Annotated in this window: 18 protein-coding genes and 3 tRNA genes; 10 read left to right on the top strand and 11 right to left on the bottom strand. The window is 30.5% G+C overall.

The window, feature by feature from the left end:
- Positions 1-52 precede the first annotated feature (52 nt).
- Together M890_RS0103780 and M890_RS0103775 are read right to left on the bottom strand one after the other, a co-directional pair.
- Positions 53-802 (bottom strand): C40 family peptidase, encoded by a 750-nt coding sequence (locus M890_RS0103780; RefSeq protein ID WP_028282247.1) that lies wholly within the window; start codon positions 800-802, stop codon positions 53-55.
- 9 nt (positions 803-811) lie between these two features.
- Entirely contained in the window at positions 812-1,990 is a 1,179-nt protein-coding gene (locus M890_RS0103775) for an acetyl-CoA C-acyltransferase (protein ID WP_028282246.1), read from the bottom strand.
- A gap of 126 nt (positions 1,991-2,116) precedes the next feature.
- Here M890_RS0103775 and M890_RS0103770 point away from each other — a divergent pair, with 126 nt between their 5' ends.
- The 5 genes from M890_RS0103770 (at position 2,117) to M890_RS0103750 (ending at position 5,443) form a co-directional block, all read left to right on the top strand.
- Entirely contained in the window at positions 2,117-4,159 is a 2,043-nt protein-coding gene (locus tag M890_RS0103770; RefSeq protein WP_028282245.1) for an HD family phosphohydrolase, read from the top strand.
- 97 nt (positions 4,160-4,256) lie between these two features.
- Positions 4,257-4,345: transfer RNA gene (locus M890_RS0103765), tRNA-Ser, on the top strand.
- 39 nt (positions 4,346-4,384) lie between these two features.
- Positions 4,385-4,459: transfer RNA gene (locus M890_RS0103760), tRNA-Pro, on the top strand.
- Positions 4,460-4,472: 13 nt separating this feature from the next.
- Positions 4,473-4,546 (top strand) — tRNA-Arg (locus tag M890_RS0103755).
- 474 nt (positions 4,547-5,020) lie between these two features.
- Complete coding sequence (locus M890_RS0103750) at positions 5,021-5,443, top strand: hypothetical protein (protein ID WP_028282244.1); 423 nt, start codon at positions 5,021-5,023, stop codon at positions 5,441-5,443.
- On the opposite strand, the gene M890_RS0103745 is transcribed toward M890_RS0103750, so the two are convergent.
- The 7 genes from M890_RS0103745 to tsaD form a co-directional block, all read right to left on the bottom strand.
- Positions 5,440-6,630 (bottom strand): THUMP-like domain-containing protein, encoded by a 1,191-nt coding sequence (locus M890_RS0103745; RefSeq protein WP_036597067.1) that lies wholly within the window; start codon positions 6,628-6,630, stop codon positions 5,440-5,442. The genes M890_RS0103750 and M890_RS0103745 overlap by 4 nt on opposite strands.
- Positions 6,623-7,717, bottom strand: coding sequence for an AI-2E family transporter (locus M890_RS0103740; RefSeq protein WP_028282242.1), 1,095 nt, complete (start codon positions 7,715-7,717; stop codon positions 6,623-6,625). The genes M890_RS0103745 and M890_RS0103740 overlap by 8 nt, the downstream gene beginning before the upstream one ends.
- Positions 7,718-7,743: 26 nt before the next feature.
- Positions 7,744-8,250, bottom strand: a complete 507-nt coding sequence (locus M890_RS0103735) for a TrmH family RNA methyltransferase (protein WP_028282241.1) — start codon at positions 8,248-8,250, stop codon at positions 7,744-7,746.
- Positions 8,251-8,377: 127 nt separating this feature from the next.
- Positions 8,378-9,019, bottom strand: coding sequence for a DUF4159 domain-containing protein (locus M890_RS0103730; protein WP_028282240.1), 642 nt, complete (start codon positions 9,017-9,019; stop codon positions 8,378-8,380).
- Between the two features lie 3 nt (positions 9,020-9,022).
- Positions 9,023-9,727: a 16S rRNA (uracil(1498)-N(3))-methyltransferase gene (locus M890_RS0103725; RefSeq protein ID WP_028282239.1), complete on the bottom strand. Its 705-nt coding sequence runs from the start codon at positions 9,725-9,727 to the stop codon at positions 9,023-9,025.
- 6 nt (positions 9,728-9,733) lie between these two features.
- Positions 9,734-10,363 (bottom strand): peptidylprolyl isomerase, encoded by a 630-nt coding sequence (locus tag M890_RS0103720; RefSeq protein WP_028282238.1) that lies wholly within the window; start codon positions 10,361-10,363, stop codon positions 9,734-9,736.
- 84 nt (positions 10,364-10,447) lie between these two features.
- Positions 10,448-11,470 carry a tRNA (adenosine(37)-N6)-threonylcarbamoyltransferase complex transferase subunit TsaD gene (tsaD, locus tag M890_RS0103715; protein WP_028282237.1) on the bottom strand — a complete coding sequence of 341 codons (1,023 nt, stop codon included), beginning with the start codon at positions 11,468-11,470 and terminating at the stop codon, positions 10,448-10,450.
- A gap of 161 nt (positions 11,471-11,631) precedes the next feature.
- Between tsaD and M890_RS0103710 the strand changes: the two genes are divergently transcribed.
- The 5 genes from M890_RS0103710 to M890_RS0103690 all read left to right on the top strand — a co-directional run bounded on the left by M890_RS0103710 (position 11,632) and on the right by M890_RS0103690 (position 19,536).
- Complete coding sequence (locus M890_RS0103710) at positions 11,632-16,041, top strand: translocation/assembly module TamB domain-containing protein (protein WP_232219123.1); 4,410 nt, start codon at positions 11,632-11,634, stop codon at positions 16,039-16,041.
- A gap of 157 nt (positions 16,042-16,198) precedes the next feature.
- Positions 16,199-17,185 (top strand): 6-phosphofructokinase, encoded by a 987-nt coding sequence (gene pfkA / locus M890_RS0103705; protein WP_028282235.1) that lies wholly within the window; start codon positions 16,199-16,201, stop codon positions 17,183-17,185.
- Between the two features lie 30 nt (positions 17,186-17,215).
- On the top strand, positions 17,216-18,217 hold the full coding sequence (gap, locus tag M890_RS0103700) for a type I glyceraldehyde-3-phosphate dehydrogenase (RefSeq protein ID WP_028282234.1): 1,002 nt from the start codon (positions 17,216-17,218) through the stop codon (positions 18,215-18,217).
- A gap of 92 nt (positions 18,218-18,309) precedes the next feature.
- Complete coding sequence (locus tag M890_RS0103695; protein WP_028282233.1) at positions 18,310-19,173, top strand: N-acetylglucosamine kinase; 864 nt, start codon at positions 18,310-18,312, stop codon at positions 19,171-19,173.
- Complete coding sequence (locus M890_RS0103690) at positions 19,174-19,536, top strand: methylglyoxal synthase (protein WP_028282232.1); 363 nt, start codon at positions 19,174-19,176, stop codon at positions 19,534-19,536. It begins immediately after the preceding gene.
- Here the strand turns inward: M890_RS0103690 and M890_RS0103685 are convergent.
- Both M890_RS0103685 and M890_RS0103680 read right to left on the bottom strand, forming a co-directional pair.
- Entirely contained in the window at positions 19,529-19,909 is a 381-nt protein-coding gene (locus M890_RS0103685; RefSeq protein WP_028282231.1) for a Rid family detoxifying hydrolase, read from the bottom strand. The genes M890_RS0103690 and M890_RS0103685 overlap by 8 nt on opposite strands.
- A 33-nt stretch (positions 19,910-19,942) precedes the next feature.
- Positions 19,943-22,717: a putative LPS assembly protein LptD gene (locus M890_RS0103680; RefSeq protein WP_028282230.1), complete on the bottom strand. Its 2,775-nt coding sequence runs from the start codon at positions 22,715-22,717 to the stop codon at positions 19,943-19,945.
- Between the last annotated feature and the right edge of the window lie 21 nt (positions 22,718-22,738).

The raw sequence follows: 22,738 nt of genomic DNA, 5'->3' as shown, positions 1-22,738 counted from the left end.
ATTTTATATAGTTATAAAAAAAGCCTTCATTTAATGAAGGCTTTTTTTGTTATTATATAATCTTTTTAATGACTCTAAGTTTATGGGTATGCATTCGCTTATCAGAATTGTAAATACCACTATGGTCTAAACGGTCAATTCTAACTTTACCATGCGCGTGAATAATGTAGTTGTCTTTCATAATAATACCAACATGTGTAATAACACCTTCGTTATTATCAAAAAAAGCTAAATCACCTGGCTCACTTTCTTCTATAAAACTTAAAGCTTCACCTTGACTTGCTTGTTGCGAGGCATCACGTAATAGTTTATAACCATTTAACTTATAAACCATTTGAGTAAATCCACTACAGTCAATACCAAAAGGTGTTTTGCCTCCCCAAAGATATGGTGAATTAAGATATTTAAATGCAGTAGAAATTATTTCAGATTTAGGATTTTGTTTTTCAACATAAACGCCTTCAAAAGTATGGTTTAATAAACTTAACCCATTTAAAGTTGAACCTAAGACTATCGTATTTAATAGCTGATTTTCATCTTGAACAAATTCAACTAAATCAGACGATAGTTTCAGAGTTTCTAGATTTAAATTTTTGTAAGAGTCTTCAGTAATTTCTAAATACTGTTTATTATCAATCCAACCTTCATATTTATCATAGGCTAATCTAATCTTACTCCATTGTTTACGTTGTTCCAAAACCTTAAATATATCGCCATAAAGTACTTGCGAAACTAATTCGCTAGTATCAGATGGTTCTAATCTTAAAGGTAAAATACTTAAATTACAAATTCCGAACTGCATTTGTTGATTTTAGTGACGTTTAATAACCATAGCAGAAGCACCACCACCACCATTACATATAGCAGCAGCTCCAATTTTAGCGTCATTTTGTTCTAAAACGTTAAGTAAGGTAATCAATATTCTAACTCCAGAACAACCAAGTGGATGACCTAGTGATACTGCACCACCATTTACGTTAACATTAGAATCGTTTAGTCCTAAAATTTTCATATTTGCTAAACCAACAACAGCAAAAGCTTCATTAAATTCAAAATAATCAACATCTTTTATATCTATTCCAGCTTTATTAATTGCTAAAGGTAAAGCTTTAGCAGGAGCAGTTGTAAACCATTTTGGCTCTTGAGCTGCATCAGCATAACTTAAAATTGTTGCAAGAGGTGTTAATCCTAATTCTTCAGCTTTTTCAGCGCTCATTAATACAACAGCTCCAGCACCATCATTAATGGTAGATGCATTTGCAGCAGTTACAGTCCCATCTTTACTAAAAGCAGGTCTTAAGCCAGGTATTTTATCCATTTTAACATTAGTAAATTCTTCATCTTTACTAACAATAATAGGTTCTCCACGTCTTTGTGGAACTTCTACAGGAACGACTTCGTTATCAAATTTTCCGGCTTCCCAAGCAGCAGATGATCTGTTATAACTTTGTATGGCATAAGCATCTTGATCTTCTCTTGAAAAGTTATATTCTGTAGCACAAGCATCTGCACAAACACCCATTGCGTTTTGATCGTATGCGTCTACCAATCCATCTTTTTGTAATCCATCAATTAATGTGGCAGGACCAAATTTAGTTCCCGTTCTAGCGTGTAAATAATGCGGAATCATACTCATATTTTCCATACCTCCAGCAACAACAATATCATTATCACCTAAAGCAATACTTTGTGCAGCTTGCATTACAGTCTTCATTCCTGAAGCACATACTTTATTAACTGTAGTACAAGGAACAGTATTTGGGATTCCTGCATAAATTGCAGCTTGTCTAGCTGGTGCTTGACCATTACCAGCCTGAACAACATTACCCATCAATACTTCTTGTACTAACTCAGGATTTAAATTTATTTTATCTAAAGCTCCTTTAATAGCTATAGCTCCTAATTTTGTAGCAGGTATAGTACTTAAAGCTCCTAAAAAACTACCTATTGGTGTTCTAGCAGCAGAGACAATAACGACTTTTTTACTCATAATTTTTGTGTAATATATTAGTCCCACGAAATTACTAATTTTTTAATAAAATTTAGGTTATTCTTGGTATTATAACTTAATAATAGGGTTATAATTTGTTACATTTGATAAACACGAGATTAAAGCATGAAAGATCAAATTAATACCATTTATAAAAACCATTCTCAGTTTTATAAAATATTATTGTTTTTAACAACAACATTTTTAATCGTTTTTATTTTTCCTAAAAGTGGACGTTTTAAGTATAATTTTGAAAAAGGAAAACCTTGGCAGACCGAAAATTTATACGCTCCATTTAATTTTGCAATTCAAAAATCAAAGCTTAAAATAGCTGAAGAACAAGAGCTTATAAAATCTCAGACCACCTATTTTTTTGATAAAGATATTAGTGTAGAAGACAAAGTTAAAAGCGATTATGATGTTGCATTTAATAAAGTGTTTAATGATTCTATCTCCAATTTTAATCAATTAAAATCTAAGGGAGTTGCTATTTTAAATAGTTTTTATCAATATGGTATTTTAAATGAAGATCTAAAACTTAACGATAATAGCAGTGTTGTAATATTAGTTGATAATGTTGAAAAAAAATCCACAACATATTCTAAATTACAGAAACAAGGAAAAATAAAGGATCATATTGAAAATGAATTAAAAGAAGGTAATTTATTGCGCTATACCAATAAACTTACAGCTTTATTTTTTGATGTAATACAGTCTAATTTAATTTACAATAAAACCCTTACAGACAATGTTTTACAAGAGTCTTTAGATAAGATTTCTAGCAACAGAGGTGTAATTGATAAAGGTACCTTAATAATATCAAAAGGAGAAGTAGTTAATGATGACAAATACCAAGTGTTAAACTCCTTATCAAAAGAGTATGAATCTCAGGTTTGGAGTAAGTCAAGTTATAATTGGATAGTTTTTGCTTATACGTTGTTAGTCGCATTAGCTCTATTAATGTTGTTATTATTTATAAGAAAATATAGATTGGATGTCTATAAAAATAATACCAAAGTAACTTTTATATTTTTTAATGTATTGGTAATTGTTTTATTAACAACGTTAGTTATTAATTATAATTCAGAGTATGTTTATTTAGTACCAATAGCCATTTTACCATTAGTACTTAAAGCTTTTTTTGACGCTAGATTAGGCTTGTTTACACATGTAATTACTGTTTTGTTATTAGGCTCAATTGTACCAAATAGTTATGAGTATATGTTTCTTCAAATCATTGCAGGAATAGTAACTATACTTACGGTTTCAGAGTTATATAAAAGAGCAAACCTTTTTATATCAGTAGGACAAATAACACTGGTTTATATTATTGCTTACTTCGCCTTTTTTGTAATCCATGAAGCAAGTATAGATAATTTAAAATGGGAAACTTTTGGTTTATTTATATTATGTGGATTAGCAACATTGTTTGTACAACCATTAATCTATGTTTATGAAAAATTATTTGGCCTAGTATCTGACGTTTCTTTATTAGAATTGTCAGACACCAATTCTAAACTTTTAAAAGAACTATCTAATAAAGCACCAGGAACGTTTCATCATTCATTAAATGTAGCAAATTTAGCAGAGGCATCTGCTAACGAAATTGAAGCAAATGCCATGTTAGTTAGGGTAGGAGCTTTGTACCATGATATAGGAAAAATGAAATCCCCTACTTATTTTACAGAAAACCAATCCTCAGGTATTAATAGTCATGATGAATTATCTCCAAAAGAAAGCGCCAAAATAATTATTAATCATGTTTTAGATGGAATTGAAATAGCTAAAAAGTATAACTTACCTGACCGCGTAATAGATTTTATAAGAACACATCATGGTACAAGCCAAGTCTATTATTTTTATATGAAAGAAAAAGCTAAAAACGAAGCTGTAAACATCCAAGACTTTACTTATCCAGGTCCTAAGCCTTTTAGTAAAGAAACAGCAATATTAATGATGTGTGATAGTGTAGAAGCTGCATCTAAAAGTTTAAAAGAACCAACATCTAGCAAAATTGATAATTTTGTCGAAAATATCATTAATAAACAAAAAGATGATGGACAATTCTTAAATGCAAACATAACTTTCAAAGAAATTGAATCCATTAAAAAAGTGCTAAAGCGCAAGCTTGCAAATATTTACCATCTAAGAATTGAATACCCTGAATAATTTTAAAAAAAAAGACAAAAAAATGTTGTGTAATTTAAGATGATATCTTAGATTTGCACCCGCAATTAATTGCAAAGTTCATTAAAACATAATTACCGGAGAGGTGCCTGAGTGGCCGAAAGGAGCGGTTTGCTAAATCGTCGTAGGTGGAAACACTTACCCAGGGTTCGAATCCCTGTCTCTCCGCTATTATTTTCTCAAAATTTTTATTTTGATAACCTTTTTCGGGGTGTAGCGTAGCCCGGTTATCGCGCCACGTTTGGGACGTGGAGGCCGCAGGTTCGAATCCTGCCACCCCGACTTTTAATGCTACGGGCTCGTAGCTCAGCTGGATAGAGCACCTCCCTTCTAAGGAGGCGGTCACAGGTTCGAATCCTGTCGGGCTCACTTAAAGCTTCACTAGAAATAGTGAGGCTTTTTTGTTTTATATGGTTTTTCTTATTTTCTAGTATTTTCGATTTTTTTAATATAAATAATTATTTCTACATCTTTTAATAATTAATCTTTGTACTGTATTTTGGGACATTAAGCGTTATCTAAATTCTTTATTAATTGCGCATTTTATTATTTTTTAAAGTTTAAATATTGGTTAACAATATTATTTGTGATAAGAAAAGTTAAATGAATAAAAATGGGCTAACATATGGCTTTACTAGAAATAGAGAGGCTTTTTTGTTTTATGTGTGTTTTTTCATTCCATTTTCACCGCATTAATTAAGTTGTTGATTTTAAATGATTTAAGAATATTTTTTGCATTTCGTCGAAAATATTAAAATTAATTATTTTGTTTTAAAATAAATAGTAATTTTGCACTCCCAAATCGATATGTAAGCAAAAGTTTACATATAATAATTTTAAAAAATGAATAACCTACTTAAATTCGTGGCATGTCTATGCCTATTTTTTTTAGCAACTAGTTGTAGTCTAGAATCTTTAGAGGATGAAAACACTAATAATTCTACAAAAATATCTAATACTACAACATCTGTTTTTTGTGATAACCAAGACCCACAATCAAGGCTAGTTAACAATGGAACGATAACTTATACCTTCACAATTATCGATACTGATCAAAATGTGATTGAAGTCTTAAATGTTGCACCTGGTACATCTTCTACTTGGTCAAGTTTTAATGAAGGACAAACAATTTTTAGTATTGATGGTACTGACAATAATATAAAAGATAGTAAAATTGTTTTAGAAATGGCTACGTGCACAAAAGTTGAGATTGTGATTAATAGTCTTAATCAAATTAATGAACCAATTATTTTAGCTTTAGATTAAATCTTAGCGCAACTGATTATAATTTTTGAGTTTTTAGAGATGGTGGTAAAAAACAAATAGTTTTTACCACCATCTTTAATTTTAAACTTCTTTCTTATTTGAGCTACTGTTTCAGGAAAATTTCTTGTAGTAACATTTGCAACATCTAAATTAATTTCTTTTTTGTAATTTTTTTTATTGTAGTCCGTCGTTTTTAAAATTTTAAAACGTCTACCAGGAAATTCTAATAAATTAATACTTGTATAAAGATGAGAGTGTTTATGTAGTTTATAAATATTTTGTTGAATTGCTACACTATTAAATGCTCCAGACTTTAAGATTGCAGCATTAGGCTCATATAGGTAGTTTAAAGGTTTACTATAAGACGGGAAAACTTCAGATTCTTGATTTAAATAAAAATTAAAATGTTGCTCTTCGGTATTTGTAATATTTACAGTTTTAATTTCGATTGGAGCGTTATATCCTTTTTCTAATACCCACAATAGTTCTTTAACTTCATTATTTACTGCGATACAATGTATGTGTTTGACATTTTTTAATTCGTTAATACCAGAGGATATATCTAAAATAGGAGATGTTTTAATCATTATGTTTTTAGAGAAGTCAAACAACGTATCTAAATACTTTGGAACATTTGGTAAGCAGTCTTTTAATAAAATAACTTTTCCTTTAATATCATTTCTTCTAGATGGATCTATGTATATCCAATCTACTTTTTTATTTATTGATTTTAATATCTGAATACCATCATTTGCATAAAACTCTATGTTATTTGTTTTTAATATAGACGCATTATACTTTACAATCTGTGATAAATTTATATTTAAATCACAATGTATTACAGATTTTACTTTTTTTGAAAAATAATAGCAATCTACGCCAAAACCACCTGTTATATCTATAATAGAATTGCCAGTTATTATATCAGCTTTATATTTAGCAGTGACCTCTGAGGAGGTTTGTTCAATATTTAGTTTTGGTGGAAAAAAGATGTTTTGTGAATTGAACCAAGTTGGTAATTTTTTTTCACACTTTTTTTTTGATTCAATTTGTGTAATTATATCTTGTTTTAAATTATGCGAAAATGGTATTCCTTTTAAAGCTAATTTAGATATATTGGAATTGATATTTTGATTAATAAATTCTTGAATTGTTAAATCTAAGATTTCTTTATTAAAACTAGTCATCTAATCCTTGTGTCAATTTATTTACGATTCTGTATTCTGATAAAAACTCTTTAGAAATTACTTTTATAGCAGTATATGTTGGAATTGCCAATATCATGCCTACAATACCAAACAGTAATCCTGCTATTATAATTACTAAAAAAATCTCCAATGGATGCGAGTTAACACTTTTAGAAAAAATAAAAGGTTGACTTATAAAATTATCTACAAGTTGTGCTATTATAAACCCAATCATGACATACATTGTTTTTGGTAGGATTACATCGCTAAAGTTTTCGCCTAAATTACTAGACATGCTTAATAGTATAAGTAAAAAGGCACTAATTATTGGGCCAACGTATGGAATAATATTTAATAAAGCACATAGTGTTGCTATAATTACAGCGTTTTCAATTCCAAAAATTAATAATACAATAGAATAAATAGTAAAAAGAATTAAAAGTTGTAATAGTAATCCACCAAAGTATCTAGTTAATAAATCGCGTATTGTGACAAATGATTTTCTAAGTCTTTTTTCGTGTTTTTTTGGAAGTACAGTTATCAAACCAGTACTCATTAATTTACTGTCTTTTAGGAAGAAAAAAGAGATAAATAGTACCGAAAATAGTCCAATACTAAAACTTCCTAATCCTGAAATAAAATAGTTTAAAAACTCTGGTATAACTCCAAAATTAATTTTAGACATTATTTTTGAATTTTTAAAAGAATCTTCAACTTCATTGCTACTTAATCCAAAGTGACTAATGGCTTCTTTATATAAGTTTTCAATATTAGATTGCAATAGGTCTATGTCTAATAAAGATAAGTTTTGACCTTGCTCTAAAATTAATGGAATAAATAGACTTATTAATCCAAAGACTAATCCTAAAAATAGAAGCATAGTTGTGACTACCGCTAAGGTGTCTGAAAATTTTAATTTGCTTTTTAAAAACACAACTAATGGTCGTCCTAACAAGGACACCACTCCAGCAATTACGACATAAACAATTACAGATTGTATTTTGTATACAAACCATATTAATAAGGCAAGTCCTATTAGGACAGCACATGCTTTTAAAATCCCGTTTGCAATTGTTTTTGATGTCATGTATGTAAATATATAATTATTGAAATTTATTTTTGCGATAACTGTTTAGTAATTTCATATAACGTAATACTTGTCGCTTGTACAACATTCATACTACTATTTTGACCATACATATTAATATGTACAATTGCGTCACTTATATTTAGTATATCTTCAGACACGCCAAAGTTTTCATCACCTATTATAATAGCGATTGGCTTTCCAATATTAAAATTTATATTGTTTAAAGCTTGACTATTGGTTGATATTTCTAAAGAAATTATAAAATAATTGTCCTGCTTTAATTTAGTTACTACATCTAATGCTGATTTTTGTATTTGGTAATTTACAGATTTTTCGGTGGATCTAGATGTTTTTGTCATTTTACGACCTAATGGAATGTCTGTTCCACAAAATATTAATTTTTCAATACCAAAAGCATCACAAGCTCTAAAAAGGCTACCTATATTAGGTGCATTTGAAACGTTTTCGCAAACAACTGTTATCGGGAACTGTTGTTGATTAAATTTGGTAGTGTAGTGTGTAAGTTGCAAATTGATTAATACTATTTAATTAATTTAGTAAATAAACTTAGTAGTAAGTTAAGATATTTTATGTTGAAATATAATTACTTAGGCTAATATAACTGAAAGTCTTTAATAGAAAATATACTTTTAAGTTTTAATTTTCAAATGCATATTTAACAATGTTGGCTCCCATTTTTAGAGCTTTAAGCCTAATGTCTTCTGGGTCATTGTGTACTTCTGGATCTTCCCAACCATCACCTAAATCGCTTTCAAAAGTAAATAAAACCACTAAGCGTTGGTCATGATACAATCCAAATGCTTGTGGACGTTTACCGTCATGTTCATGTATTTTTGGTAAGCCATCTTTAAATACAAATGCAGTGCTAAAAATAGGATGCGAGGTTGGTAATTCTTTTAATTCTTTGTTAGGAAATATTTGTTTTAATGCAGTAATAACATACGGTTGCATACCGTAATTGTCGTCAATATGTAAAAAACCACCAGATTTTAAATAGTTACGTAAATTTTCAGCTTCATCATCATCAAACAAGACATTTCCATGACCTGTCATATGTAACAACGGGAACCTAAATATATCCACACTTCCAGCATCTACAGTTTCTGGCTTATCGTTTATTTTGGTATCAATATTGGCATTACAAAATTTAATCAGATTGGGTAATGCAGTTGGATTACTGTACCAGTCTCCACCACCTTTGTACTTTAATATTGCTAAATCCTGACTGTGTAAAAAAGCTGAGAATAAAGAAAATATAATAAAGTGTCTTAGCTTCATAAATTACTCGTTTATAAAAGCAATACTATGACATGCTACAATTGCAGCAGTCTCTGTACGTAGCCTTGTTTCTCCCAAAGTTACAGGAATAAATTTATTCTGAATTGCCATTTTTATTTCTTTAACAGAAAAATCGCCTTCTGGTCCAATTAAAATTGTGATTTCTTTTTTTGGAAGTGCCTGAAATTTTAAAGATTTTTTATCGGTATCCTCACAGTGCGCAATAAATAAATCACCACTAAAGTCTTGATTTATGTAGTCTTTAAATGAAATTGGATCATTTAAAACAGGGTAGTAGCAACTTAAAGATTGCTTCATTGCAGATTGAATAATTTTATCAAATCGCTCAATTTTAACTACTTTTCTTTCGCTATGGTCGCAAATTATAGGAGTAATGCTAGTAATACCTATTTCGGTTGCTTTTTCTAAAAACCATTCATAACGATCATTCATTTTAGTAGGTGCAACTGCTAAATGTAATTGATAATCTTTAGGCGCTTGATGTGTGGTTTTTAAAATATTAACAACACAGTTTTTTTGATCAGCAATGGTTAATTCTGCTTCAAATAAGTAACCTTTTCCATTAGTAATATTAAGTTGGTCACCTGTTTTTTTTCTAAGCACTTTAACAATATGTCTACTTTCGTCTTTTGGAAACGAAAATTGAATAGTATCTGGAGCTATATTTGGATTATAAAATAATTGCATATAACCTTATTTTGCTATCACTTTTAGCACTTTAATTTCTTTAATTTTTTTAATTCTTTCGGTTTTTAAGACAATGTAAAAACCATTACTTTCTGGTACTCTGATAGTGTATAGTGTGTCTAATTTATTATCTAAATTAAAGGCTTGTTCTTCAACTTCTACAGGCATACTTCCTTCTTTTAGCCAACCAGAATCGCCACCTCGTTTTGCATTTTTATCCATTGAGTAGCGCTTAGCTAAGTCGTCAAAACTAATGCCTTCTTCGTAAGATTTAAAAATTTCATTTTTGTATTCTACAATTTGTGTCGCGTCCAATGCATTTCCATCAAAATATATGTAACTAATACGATAATGTCTTTCGTCAGTTTTGTCAATAACCTTATAATGAGTGGTTGTAAATTCAGATTTAACAACTTCTGTACTACCAACACTCGTGCTCAATAATTTTGTAGCAAGTTTTGTTTTGTGCTTTTCTTCGTTAAAAATTAAAATTTTATTTTTTCTAGATTTTTTATTTACTAAAAATTTTTCAGCTTGTTCTACAGTTACTATTGTATCTAATTCTTTTTCTAAATCTTTTTGAGCGTAAACAGAAAGGGTTAGTAGGCAAATAGTAAGTCTAATAAAGGTTTTCATTTTTTTTAAATAATTTTATTTCAACAAAAAAACAAAATTTAAGTTTAAGTGAAGCGTAATTAATGGTATTTGCTAATATTGCTGTTATATTTTTAGTCTAGAATTAGCCATAACATTTTGCTCTGCAAAGTCACCATCTAAATATTTGAGATAACCAACTATGGCTATCATTGCAGCATTATCTGTTGTAAATTCAAATTTTGGCACGTAGGTTGTCCAACCGTGTTTGGTTTCGGCTTCTTTTAAAGCTTGTCTTATTCCGCTATTAGCAGATACACCACCACCAATCGCAATATGTTTTATACCAGTTTGTTTGACTGCTTTTTTTAATTTGTCAGTCAAAATGCCGATAATGGTGTATTGTATTGACGCACAAATATCGTTAAGGTTTTCGGCTATAAAATTAGGGTTTAATTTAACTTGTTTTTGGATAAAGTATAAAACAGCAGTTTTAAATCCAGAAAAACTAAAGTTAAGACCATCTACTTTTGGCTTGGTAAAAGCAAACGCTTTAGGATTACCCAACTTTGCAAGTTTATCTATTTGTGGACCTGCTGGATAACCTAACCCTAAAATTTTACCACTTTTATCAAAAGCTTCTCCAACTGCATCGTCAATAGTTTCGCCAATAACTTCCATATCAAAGTAGTGCTTAACTTTTACAATTTGAGTGTGTCCACCAGAAATAGTCATTGCTAAAAAAGGAAAAGGCGGTTTGTTAAAACCCTCTTCATCTATAAAGTGAGCCAAAATATGAGCTTGCATATGGTTGACGTCTATTAAAGGTATGTTTAATCCATAAGCTAACGATTTTGCAAACGACGTACCTACAAGTAGGCTTCCCATTAACCCTGGACCTTTTGTAAATGCTATAGCATTAAGTTGGTCTTTAGTTATTCCTGCTTGTTTTAAAGCTTGATCAACCACAGGAACAATATTTTGTTGATGTGCTCTAGAGGCTAATTCTGGTACAACACCACCATAAGCTTCATGTATTTTTTGATTGGCAATAACATTGCTTAATATTTTTCCGTTAAGGATAACAGAAGCTGCTGTATCATCACAAGAACTTTCAATTCCGAGTATATAAATATTTTGTGAAGTCATTAGTTATTTTTAGGCATAATAATTGTTAATTTTGATGAAATGTTTAACAACTCAATTACATTTGTTATTATAATTACAAAAGTAAGTTATTCCGTATAATTTTTAACTTTAAAAGTAGTATCAAAAAAACTCTAAAAATAATAGGTAAACTGGTAGCAATATTGCTATTATTATTCGTCATTTTGGTGTTAGTTTTATCTATTCCAGCTGTCCAAACGCGTTTAGGTAAATCTGCTACTAATTGGGTAAACGACCAATATAAAACCAATATTAATATAGAAAAGGTTGGACTTCAGTTTAATGGAGACGTTGAGATTAAAGGGGTTTTAATTAGAGATTACAAAAAAGACACACTTATAAGTGCAACCGAGTTAAATACCTCAATTGTTAATTTTAGAAATTTATATAATGGAAAATTAAACTTTGCAGATATTAAGTTAGAAGATTTAGTTTTTAATATTGTAACCTATAAGGACGAAACAGATACTAATCTTGATGTATTTGTGGCTAGGTTTGACGACGATAACCCTAGACCAGAAAAAAGCACCTTTTTATTATCCTCTAGTGATGTAACAATTTCTAACGGAACGTTTAATTTTATAAACTATAACAAGGAGACACCAGAAATACTTAATTTTCATGGTATTAATTTAAATGGAACCAATTTTGTTATTGATGGTAGTGATGTCAAAACCAGAATAAATACCATGCAATTTGTAGACAGTCGTGGTTTAAGATTAGAAAATTTAACCTCCAATTTTTCTTACACATTGTCTCAAATGCGTTTTGATGATTTAAACTTAAAAACACCTGAATCCTACTTGCAAGGTGATTTAGTTTTTAGTTATAACAGAGCAGATTTTAAAGAGTTTGAAGATAAAGTTAAAGTAGAAGCTAACTTTACTGAAGGAAGTGTGTTGTTAGATGAATTAAATGTGTTTTACAACGAATTTGGTATAAACCAAAGAGCAGATTTTTCTACAAAATTATCAGGTACGCTAAATAATCTTACTGCTGAAAATTTAAAGTTAGAGACTAGCCGAAATACTAAAATTTACGGAACACTTAATTTTAAAAACTTATTTAATACAGCAGACAACAACTTTTCAATGCAAGGTAATTTTGAAAATTTATCTTCTAATTATAAAGATTTAAAAGCATTACTGCCAAATGTTTTAGGAGAGTCTATTCCTTCTATATTTGATAAGTTAGGTAATTTTAAGGTAGTTGGAAACACTAATATTACAACTCAAAAAATTAAGGCTAATCTAGAAATAAGTACCTCTTTAGGATTTGTAAATTCTAATTTAGAGATGTCTAATATAGATAATATAGATTATGCATCTTATAAAGGTAATATTATTTTAGACGAGTTTAATTTGGGTAAAATGTTAGACGACCCTAATTTAGGTAGTACCTCTTTAAATGTAGATGTTGATGGTGTTGGTTTTAAAAAAGAAAACCTAAAAACTCAACTTAAAGGAGATATTTATAGCATAAATTATAATAAATATAATTACCAAGGTATTGTAGTTAATGGTCAATACAAACAAAGTAAATTTAATGGTAAATTAGTTGCGAATGATAAAAACTTACAACTAGAGTTTAATGGTTTAGCAGATTTATCTAAAGATGTCAGAACATTTGACTTTGTTGCCAAAGTAGATTATGCCAATTTAAAAGCGCTTAACTTTTATAACAGAGATGAGCAATCAGAGTTTAAAGGTATTGTTGACATGAAAATGACTGCTAATAATATAGACGACGCTGTTGGAAGTATCAATTTTAAAAACACAGTTTATATTAACGAGAATGACACCTATACCTTTAAGGATTTTGCCATTAGCTCAGAGTTTATTGAAGACGAGCGATTTATTAAAGTCAACTCTCCAGAAATTGTCGAAGGACAATTAAAAGGAAATTTTAAGTTTAATGACCTAGAGTTGTTATTTGAAAATTCACTTAAAAGTATCTACACTAATTATGTTCCAAATAAAATTGAAGGTAATCAATATGTAGATTTTAACTTTAAAATTTATAATAAAATAATTGAAGTCTTTTTGCCAGAACTAGAGGTAGGAGCCAATACTTTTATTAAAGGACGTGTAGAGAGTAACGAAAAAGCATTTAAACTAACCTTTAAATCACCAAAAATTAAGTTGCTAGATTACTTTGCAGATGCAATTGAGGTGCAAGTGGATAATAATAACCCATTATTTAATACTTACGTAGAAGTGGATAGTGTATATACTAAACACTATAGCGTGTCTAAGTTTAATTTAATTAACGTGACTTTAAACGATACATTGTTCATGAGATCAGAGTTTAAAGGAGGTAAGCGTAATGACGATTTTTACAACCTAAGTTTTTATCATACCATCAATAAAGACAACCAATCTGTAGTTGGTTTTAAAAAGAGTGATGTTACTTTTAAAGGCAATAAATGGTATGTAAATGAAGAAAAAAACAAGTTAAATAAAGTAATATTTGACAGGGATTTTAAAGACTTTAAAATTGAGGAGTTAGTTATGAATCATGAAAATGAAGAAATTAAACTAGCAGGAATCATAAAAGACTCAACCTACAAAGACATAAAATTAAATTTTAAAGATGTTGATTTAAATAAGATTGTACCAGATTTTGATGGTTTATCCTTAGCAGGAAATATAAATGGTAAGTTAGATGTATTACAACAAAACGGAAGCTACTTGCCAAACTCCTCAATTATCATTGACGATTTAGAGGTAAACGACACATTTTTAGGGTCTTTTGATGCAAAAATTGCAGGTAATGCAACGCTATCCAGTTATGTTGTAGATGCTAAGATTAAAGATGACGATACCAATTCATTTACAGCAAAAGGTAACGTTAATGTAGCAGCAGATAATGCTTCAATTGATGTGGATTTGGACTTTAATAAATTCAATTTAAAAATTCTTAATCCATTCCTAGAAGGTGTTTTAAGTGATATTAGAGGTGATGTCTTTGGTAAAGCTAAAGTAATAGGTAGCTTGGACAAGCCTAATTTTAATGGACAGTTAAATATAAATAATGGTGGTTTAGGTGTACCTTATTTAAATGTGGATTATGCATTTCAGGATGATGCTTCTGTAACATTAAAAAACCAAAGTTTTATATTTAATACTATTAATATAACAGATACTAAAGAGGCGTCTAAAGGTGTATTAGATGGAAGTATTAGTCATACTAATTTTTCTAAATGGAAATTAGATTTAAATCTAGAAACACAACGATTACTAGTTTTAGATACGAAAGAAACCGAAGAGTCTTTATATTATGGTACTGGTTTTATTGGTGGATCAGCCTCTATTTTTGGACCAACCGAGAGTTTAAGTATTAATGTTATTGGTGAAACTAAAAAAGGAACCGTCTTTAAAATTCCTTTAAATGATAACGAATCCTTTGGAGATAATTCAATCATTCATTTTTTAAGTCCAGAAGAAAAAAAAGCTAAACAAGAAGGTGTTGTTTTAGAAAATGAGACAGATTCAGGTTTAGATTTAAATTTTGAATTAGATGTTACCGAGGACGCAGAAATAGAAATTTTAATAGACAAAACTTCAGGAAGTACTATTAAAGGTCGTGGTGTTGGTGGTTTATTAATTGAAATAAATACCAATAATAAATTTAATATGTATGGTGACTTTGTGGTGTATGAAGGGGTTTATAACTTCTTTTATGGAGGTGTTATTCAGAAAAAATTTATTGTTGAGCCTTACACTAGTAGTTTAGCATGGAATGGTAAACCATTAGACGCCATTATAAATATTAAAGCTAAATATTTAACGCGTGCTAATCCATCACCTTTATTAGATAATCCTATTAATAGAAGTATTCCTGTCGAGCTGACTTTGGCTTTAACAGATAGGTTAGAAAGACCAGAGATAGCCTATCAATTTGATTTTCCAACTACAAGCTCAACAATTAAATCAGAGCTGGATTATAGATTAGATACTAATGAAGAAAAAGAAAGTCAAGCCTTATTTTTAATAGCAACAGGTGCGTTTAGTAGTGGGTTAAATGATATTAATTTTACAGGTACCTTAACTGAAAGATTAAATGGACTAGTTAATAATCTGTTATCTAGTGGAGATGGTAAATTTGATATTGGTGTTAATTTTGAAGCTGGTACAAATAACCCAGAATATCAAACAGACAATCGTGTAGGTTTGACATTACAAACCAAAATATCTGATCGTGTATTAATTAACGGTAAAGTCGGTGTTCCTGTTGGTGGTTTAGGTGATTCTGTAATCGCTGGAGATGTACAAGTAGACTTTTTACTTAACGAGGAAGGTACACTTACAGCAAAAGTGTTTAATCGCGAAAATAGTATCCGTAATTTTGGAGAAGAGATTGGTTACACACAAGGTGTAGGTATATCCTATAGTGTATCCTTTGATACGTTTGGCGAGTTAATGCGTAAAATCTTCAATCCTAAAAAAGAAGATGAAAACGAAGGTATAATTTCTGAAGACGAAACTCCGGAAAAAAAACCTGAAAACAATTCCCCTTTTCCTCAAAATATGACCATCAAAGAAGAGGAATAACAGATTATCAATTCTGTATTTTTCTTCATTTAATAGCCTGTATTTTATTAAGTTATTAACGAAAACGTTATAGTTTTGCGCTTATTGCAAAATTTTGTTAAAACCGATGTCATATATAATATTTGTTTAGTAATTTTACTTTGATAATAAAAAATACATGTCAAAAACCATAAAAAAAATAGCTGTAATGACTTCTGGAGGAGATGCTCCTGGGATGAATGCAGCCATCCGTTCTGTAGCCCGAACATGTGCATACTATAATATAGAATGTGCTGGAATCTATCGTGGCTATGAAGGAATGATAGAAGGAGATTTTAAAGAATTAACTGCTCGTAACGTAAAAGGTATTATTAATAAAGGAGGAACTATCTTAAAATCTGCAAGATCTAAAGAGTTTCGTACTAAAGAAGGACGTCAAAAAGCATACAATGTATTAAAAGAAGCAAACATTGATGGCTTAGTCGTTATTGGTGGAGATGGTACTTTTACAGGAGCATTAATTTTTAATCAAGAATTTGATTTCCCAGTAATGGGAATACCAGGGACAATTGATAATGATATTTACGGTACATCACATACATTAGGTTATGATACCGCTTTAAATACTGTTGTGGAAGTTATCGATAAAATTAGAGATACAGCAAGTTCTCATAACAGACTATTTTTTGTCGAGGTTATGGGTCGTGACGTTGGTCATATTGCTTTAAACGTAGGTGTTGGAGCAGGAGCAGAAGAGATTTTAATTCCTGAAGAAGATTTAGGTTTAGATAGATTATTAGAGTCTTTAAGACGCAGTAAATTGTCAGGTAAATCATCTAGTATTGTTGTTGTAGCCGAAGGTGATAAAATTGGTAAAAACGTTTTTGAACTTAAAGATTATGTCGAAGAAAATATGACAGAATACGAAGTACGTGTCTCAGTTTTAGGACATATGCAACGTGGTGGCTCACCATCTTGTTTTGACCGCGTTTTAGCAAGTAGAATGGGTGTAAAAGCAGTAGAAAGTCTATTAGAAGGTAAGTCTAATTATATGGTTGGATTATTAAGCGATACCATACAATTAACACCTTTAGAACAAGCAGTAAAAGGAAAATCAAAAATTAACGAAGAATTGATACGTGTGTCAGATATCATGACCACATAATATAAACTGATTACAAATAAAAAAAATAATATGTCAACATTAAAATTAGGAATTAACGGATTTGGTAGAATTGGTCGTATCGTTTTTAGAGCGACAGTAAAACGTAGTGACGTAGAGGTTGTTGCAATTAACGATTTGTTAGATGTAGACCATTTAGCTTACTTATTACAGTATGACTCTGTACACGGAAGATTTGATGGTACTATCGAAGTAAAAGACGGAAACCTTGTTGTTGACGGAAAAACGATTCGTATTACAGCAGAAAGAGATCCAAAAAACTTAAAATGGGATCAAGCAGGTGCAGATGTAGTTGCAGAATGTACAGGTATTTTTACAACTTTAGAAACAGCTAATTACCATATTGAAGGTGGTGCTAAAAAAGTAGTAATCTCTGCACCAAGTAAAGATGCACCAATGTTTGTAATGGGTGTAAATGACGATAAATTAACAGCAGCAGATACTATCGTTTCTAACGCGTCTTGTACAACTAACTGTTTAGCACCAATCGCTAAAGTTATTGAAGATAATTTTGGAATTGAAGAAGCATTAATGACTACAATTCACGCAGCAACGTCTACACAATTTACTGTGGATGCGCCTTCACCTAAAAATTATCGTTTAGGTCGTAGTGCATTAAATAACATTATTCCAACATCTACAGGAGCTGCAAAAGCAGTAGGAAAAGTAATTCCAGAATTAGATGGTAAATTAACTGGTATGGCTTTTAGAGTACCAACAGCCGACGTCTCTGTAGTAGATTTAACAGTAAGAACTAAAAAAGATACATCTTTAGAAGACATTAAAGCAGCTATGAAAAAAGCTTCTGAAGGCGCTATGAAAGGTGTTTTAGGTTATACTGAAGATGCTGTAGTCTCTCAAGATTTTGTTAGCGAAGTGCAAACAAGCGTTTTTGATGCAGACTCTGCTATCGAGTTAAATTCTAAGTTTTTCAAATTAGTATCATGGTATGATAATGAGTTTGGATATTCTAATAAATTAGTTGACTTAGCTCAAAAAATTAATACACTATAATACGTGTAGTTTTTTATAATTTTAGCACAGTAAATAGATAAATTTTATCTAGTTACTGTGCTTTTTTTTATCTTACCATAAATATTCAAAATATGATTTTAGTTGTTGATAGTGGCTCTACAAAATGTGATTGGATTGCAGTCGATAAAGACGGGAACCAATTATTAGAAAAAATCCGTACAAAAGGTTTAAATCCTGCAATACTGAATGAAAAAAAGATTAAAAAAATCTTAAAAAAAAGTGCAGCATTAAAGGACAATAAAGAGGTTGTAACGCATGTCTTTTTTTATGGAGCAGGTTGTGGTACAGAAAAACCAAGATTGATGTTAAAAGTTATTCTGCAAGAGTTTTTTCCAAATGCAGATGTTTTAGTTGACGAGGATACTATGGCTGCAGTATATGCAACTATTAACAATCCAACAGAAGCTGCTGTAGTTTGTATATTAGGTACAGGCTCTAATTGTAGTTATTTTGATGGTAAACAATTACACCAACGTGTAAAATCATTAGGTTATAGTATCATGGATGACGCTTCTGGTAACTATTATGGTAAAGAGTTATTACGTGATTATTACTACAACCATATGCCTGAAGATATCAGAATTGCTTTTGCTGACAAGTATAATCTAGAGGCAGATTACATTAAGTATAATCTATATAAACAACCCAATCCAAATGCCTATTTAGCGCAATTTGCTGAGTTTATGATTTTAAACAAAGACTCTAAATATATAGTAGAATTAATAAAATCTGGAATTAGACGTTTTGCTAAAAATATGATTTTACAGTATAAGGAAGAATTAAAAACGGTTCCTGTACATTTTGCTGGTTCCATAGCATTTTTCTGTCAAAAAGAAATCAAAGCTGTAGCTGAAGAACTAAATTTTAAAGTAGGAAATTTTGAAAGAAGACCAATCGAAGGGTTAGTAGCTTATCATACCAATACAATTAATTAAATGGAGATAGCTATAATTGCACACGATGGAAAAAAAGCTGAAATGGTTCAGTTTTTAAATGAGCATAAAGATAAATTACTTCAAAAAGAAATCTCTTTAATATCTACAGGTACTACAGGTAAAAAAGTTAAAAAAGCAGGATTTGAAGTGGTAAGGATGTTGTCTGGACCTTTAGGTGGAGATGCACAAATTGCTGCTAGAGTAGCAGAAGGTAAATGCCATATGGTATTGTTTTTTAGAGATCCTCTAGAAAAACACCCACATGAGCCTGATGTATTAATGTTAATGCGTCTTTGTGATGTGCACGACGTACCTTTGGCTACAAATTTAGCAACTGCAGAGCTGTTAATTAAAGCTATTTAACAGCAATCATACTAATTTCTACGTTTACAAACTTAGGTAAATTAGCAACTTCAACTGTTTCTCTTGCAGGAGCAGTTTCATCTATAAAATAAGTACCATAAACTTCATTTATTTGTGCAAAGTTATGCATGTCACTAATAAATATTGAAGTTTTTATAACGTGTTCAAAGGTCATGTCAGCTGCTTCTAATACCGCTTTCATGTTTTCCATAACTTGTTTTGTTTCTGTTTTAATATCATCCATGACAAGTACTCCTGTCTCAGGATGTAATGCTATTTGTCCAGAAGTGTATAAGGTATTGCCACTTAAAACTGCTTGATTGTATGGTCCAATTGGAGCAGGTGCTTTTGATGTAGTAATTATCTTTTTCATAAAAGTAAAGTGATGTATTAGCTTAAAGTTAGTTTATAAACCTTCATCAGGTTTACGACGTTGCTCGTATTTTAAATCCTGTAATATACTAGACTTGATTCCTATAAAGAAATTCCAACGGTTATAAGTGCCAAACGGAACCCAAGTAAAATTCATTCGCCAACTTAAAAGATCTCTTTGAAAACGCAATTGAGTTAAACCAAAGCCTTTGTTTTTAAAATCATAACTAGAAGAACCTCCAATGGACCAACGTGGTGCAATATCTAAATCTCCAGAGAACATTAACGAGTGTGATGAAATTTCGTTTTGCCTAGCATTATTGGAGTAGTTTATGGCATAGGCTAATCTAAAATTCCAAGGAATTCCATAATTGTAAAGTTCACTTGGTTCTTCATCCTTGTCTTCATCTTTATCATCATCTAAAAATCTAGAGTCCGCAAAATCCTGCGAGACACCAAATAAATCATCATCACGACCACCACTTAAAAGACGTTCGTTTCTAGCATTTTCATTTTCATCTCTAGAAGCACTTAATCCTTTGCTATCAAAAGAATAACCCATGGTTAAGTTAGCACTTGTCATTCTAAATAAACTTCCGTTATTGTCAATGTTATAAGTATTGATTCTAACATTATTATTGTCTAAGGCATAAGGGTCTAAAGTGGCACCAAAGTTTATATTCATTTTATTGTTAAACAATTGTGTACCTCCTGTCACTCTAATCGGACTCCAGTTTAAAGAGTCACCAGCAACATTGTAAGATGTTGAAAAGTTTAAGTTGTTAAGTAGTATTATCTTTTTAGGTTCAACCACTGTGGAGTCCTTGTCGCGTACTTTGGCTTCAAAATTATTAGAAACTCCAATTCCAATAGAGCTAGAGTAGTTGTTGTTAGGTGTTCCAAAAAGATTGTTTTCAAAACGTGTATATTCTGATTGTGTAGTACCATCAGCGTCTATAACTTCTACTGTATCATAATAATTATCAAATGCAGGATTAATGTTATAACTAATAGATGGTCTTATTACGTGTCTTATAGCTTGCAGTTTTTTACCTTGTTTTTTCTTATCAAAGTTAAACATACCATAAATAGTTGTTCCTAAACTTGTAGAAAAATTATAAGTCCTAAAGCTGTCAAAACCATTAATATCTTCTGTTACAATTTCTTCCTCATCAGCATCATAATATTTGTTAACAGTGTTTAATGTCCAAACTTCGTTAAAGTTTGCACTAGCACTCATACTAAAATATTTAAAAACTTTAAAGTTAGTTGATAACGGTATAGTGTGTTGTGCACCTATTTTAGCATCATCAAACATTTCACTTTTAAAGAAAAATTCGTCAGTAGTTGTAATTCTATTTTCTGCTCTTAGATTGTATTGGACGTTTATATTTTCTAGCATTCCCTTTTTTGTGCCTTCTTTAGGTGCAAACGGGAAAATCCGACCAACACTACCTTGAAAGGTTGGTAAGGTCATATTAATAGCTCCTGTTTGCGTGTTTTGAGAGTGAGAAGCTGTTAAATTTATATTAACTTGTGGCTCACCTTGAAACGTTTTAGAGTAGGCAATAGAAGACGCTAACGTATTATTTTGCGTACTAGGTAAGTTAATTTGGTTAATAGATTGTTGGTAATAATTTTGACTACCTAAGTTAACGTTAGCCGAGAATCTAGCGTTTGGATTAGCTTTAGCATCTTGTTGATGTGACCAACGTAAATTATATATAGTTGTTTTTGCATAATCCGGAAAACCACGCTCACTAGTAATTAAGTTTTCATATCTAAAAGCTAGGTTACCTCTAAATTTATAACGTTTTGCGTATTTGTTTTCTACCCTTAAACCGTAACTACCATTGGTATAATAATCACCTAATAATGCTAAATCAAAATAATCACTAATGGCAAAATAATACCCACCATTTTGCAAAAAATACCCACGATTACCATCCTCTCCAAAACTTGGAAAAATAACTCCTGACGTTTGTTTTTTAGTTAAAGGAAAAAAGGCAAAAGGTAATCCTAAAGGTGTAGGGACATCATATATAAATAAGTTAGTTAGTCCAGTAATAACTTTACTACCAGGCACTAACTTACCTGTTCTAATTAAAAAATAATATTCTGGATCTTCTAAATCTTCAGCAGTTGTAAATTTTGCGTTTTTTAAGTAATAAACTGAGTCATTTACTTTTTTAGTAGTTTCTGTTATTAATGTACCACCATTTTGTTCGGTAACCGAATTATATATTAACCCTTGTTTAGTAACCGTATTAAATACAATAGAATCTGGTTCTATGACATTTTCACCCTGTTTAAATACAGGTCGCTGTTTGTAAAGTTTAGTCGAATCGTCAATTATACCTTTAGCATAAATTAAATCTTTATCAAAATCTAAAATAATATGACCAGCAGTAACCTCCATATCTTCATAAAGCACTTCAGCCTCATTATAAAGATGCATTTTGGACTCCTTTTTCTTATAGGACATGTAATCCTTAGCTTTATAAGAAACTGTACTAGATAGTAAAGGTTTGACTTTTATGGTGTCTACAGTAGTGCTGTCGCCAGATTTTTCAGACAAAAGAGGTTTGTCTTTGTCAGTTTTTGTAGTGTCAATTATGGTATTGACTTGTAATTCGGTTGTTTTTACTGCAGGTAAGTCAACGCCCTTTTTAGGGATTTCTCCTTGCGCAAAGCCTAGAGTGTTAATAAACACTGTAAAACTCAAAGTAAAAAGTATGTTAAGACTGTGTGTACGCAACGCTTTTAAATGTATTTTTGTAAAAGTATGGCTTGGTATTTGAATTGACAAAACTACATATATTTTTTTGTG

Source organism: Olleya marilimosa CAM030, from assembly GCF_000518485.1.
GTDB lineage: Bacteria > Bacteroidota > Bacteroidia > Flavobacteriales > Flavobacteriaceae > Olleya > Olleya marilimosa.
The sequence above is the reverse complement of the archived record's forward strand: the minus strand, read 5'-3'. Positions and strand labels throughout refer to the sequence as shown.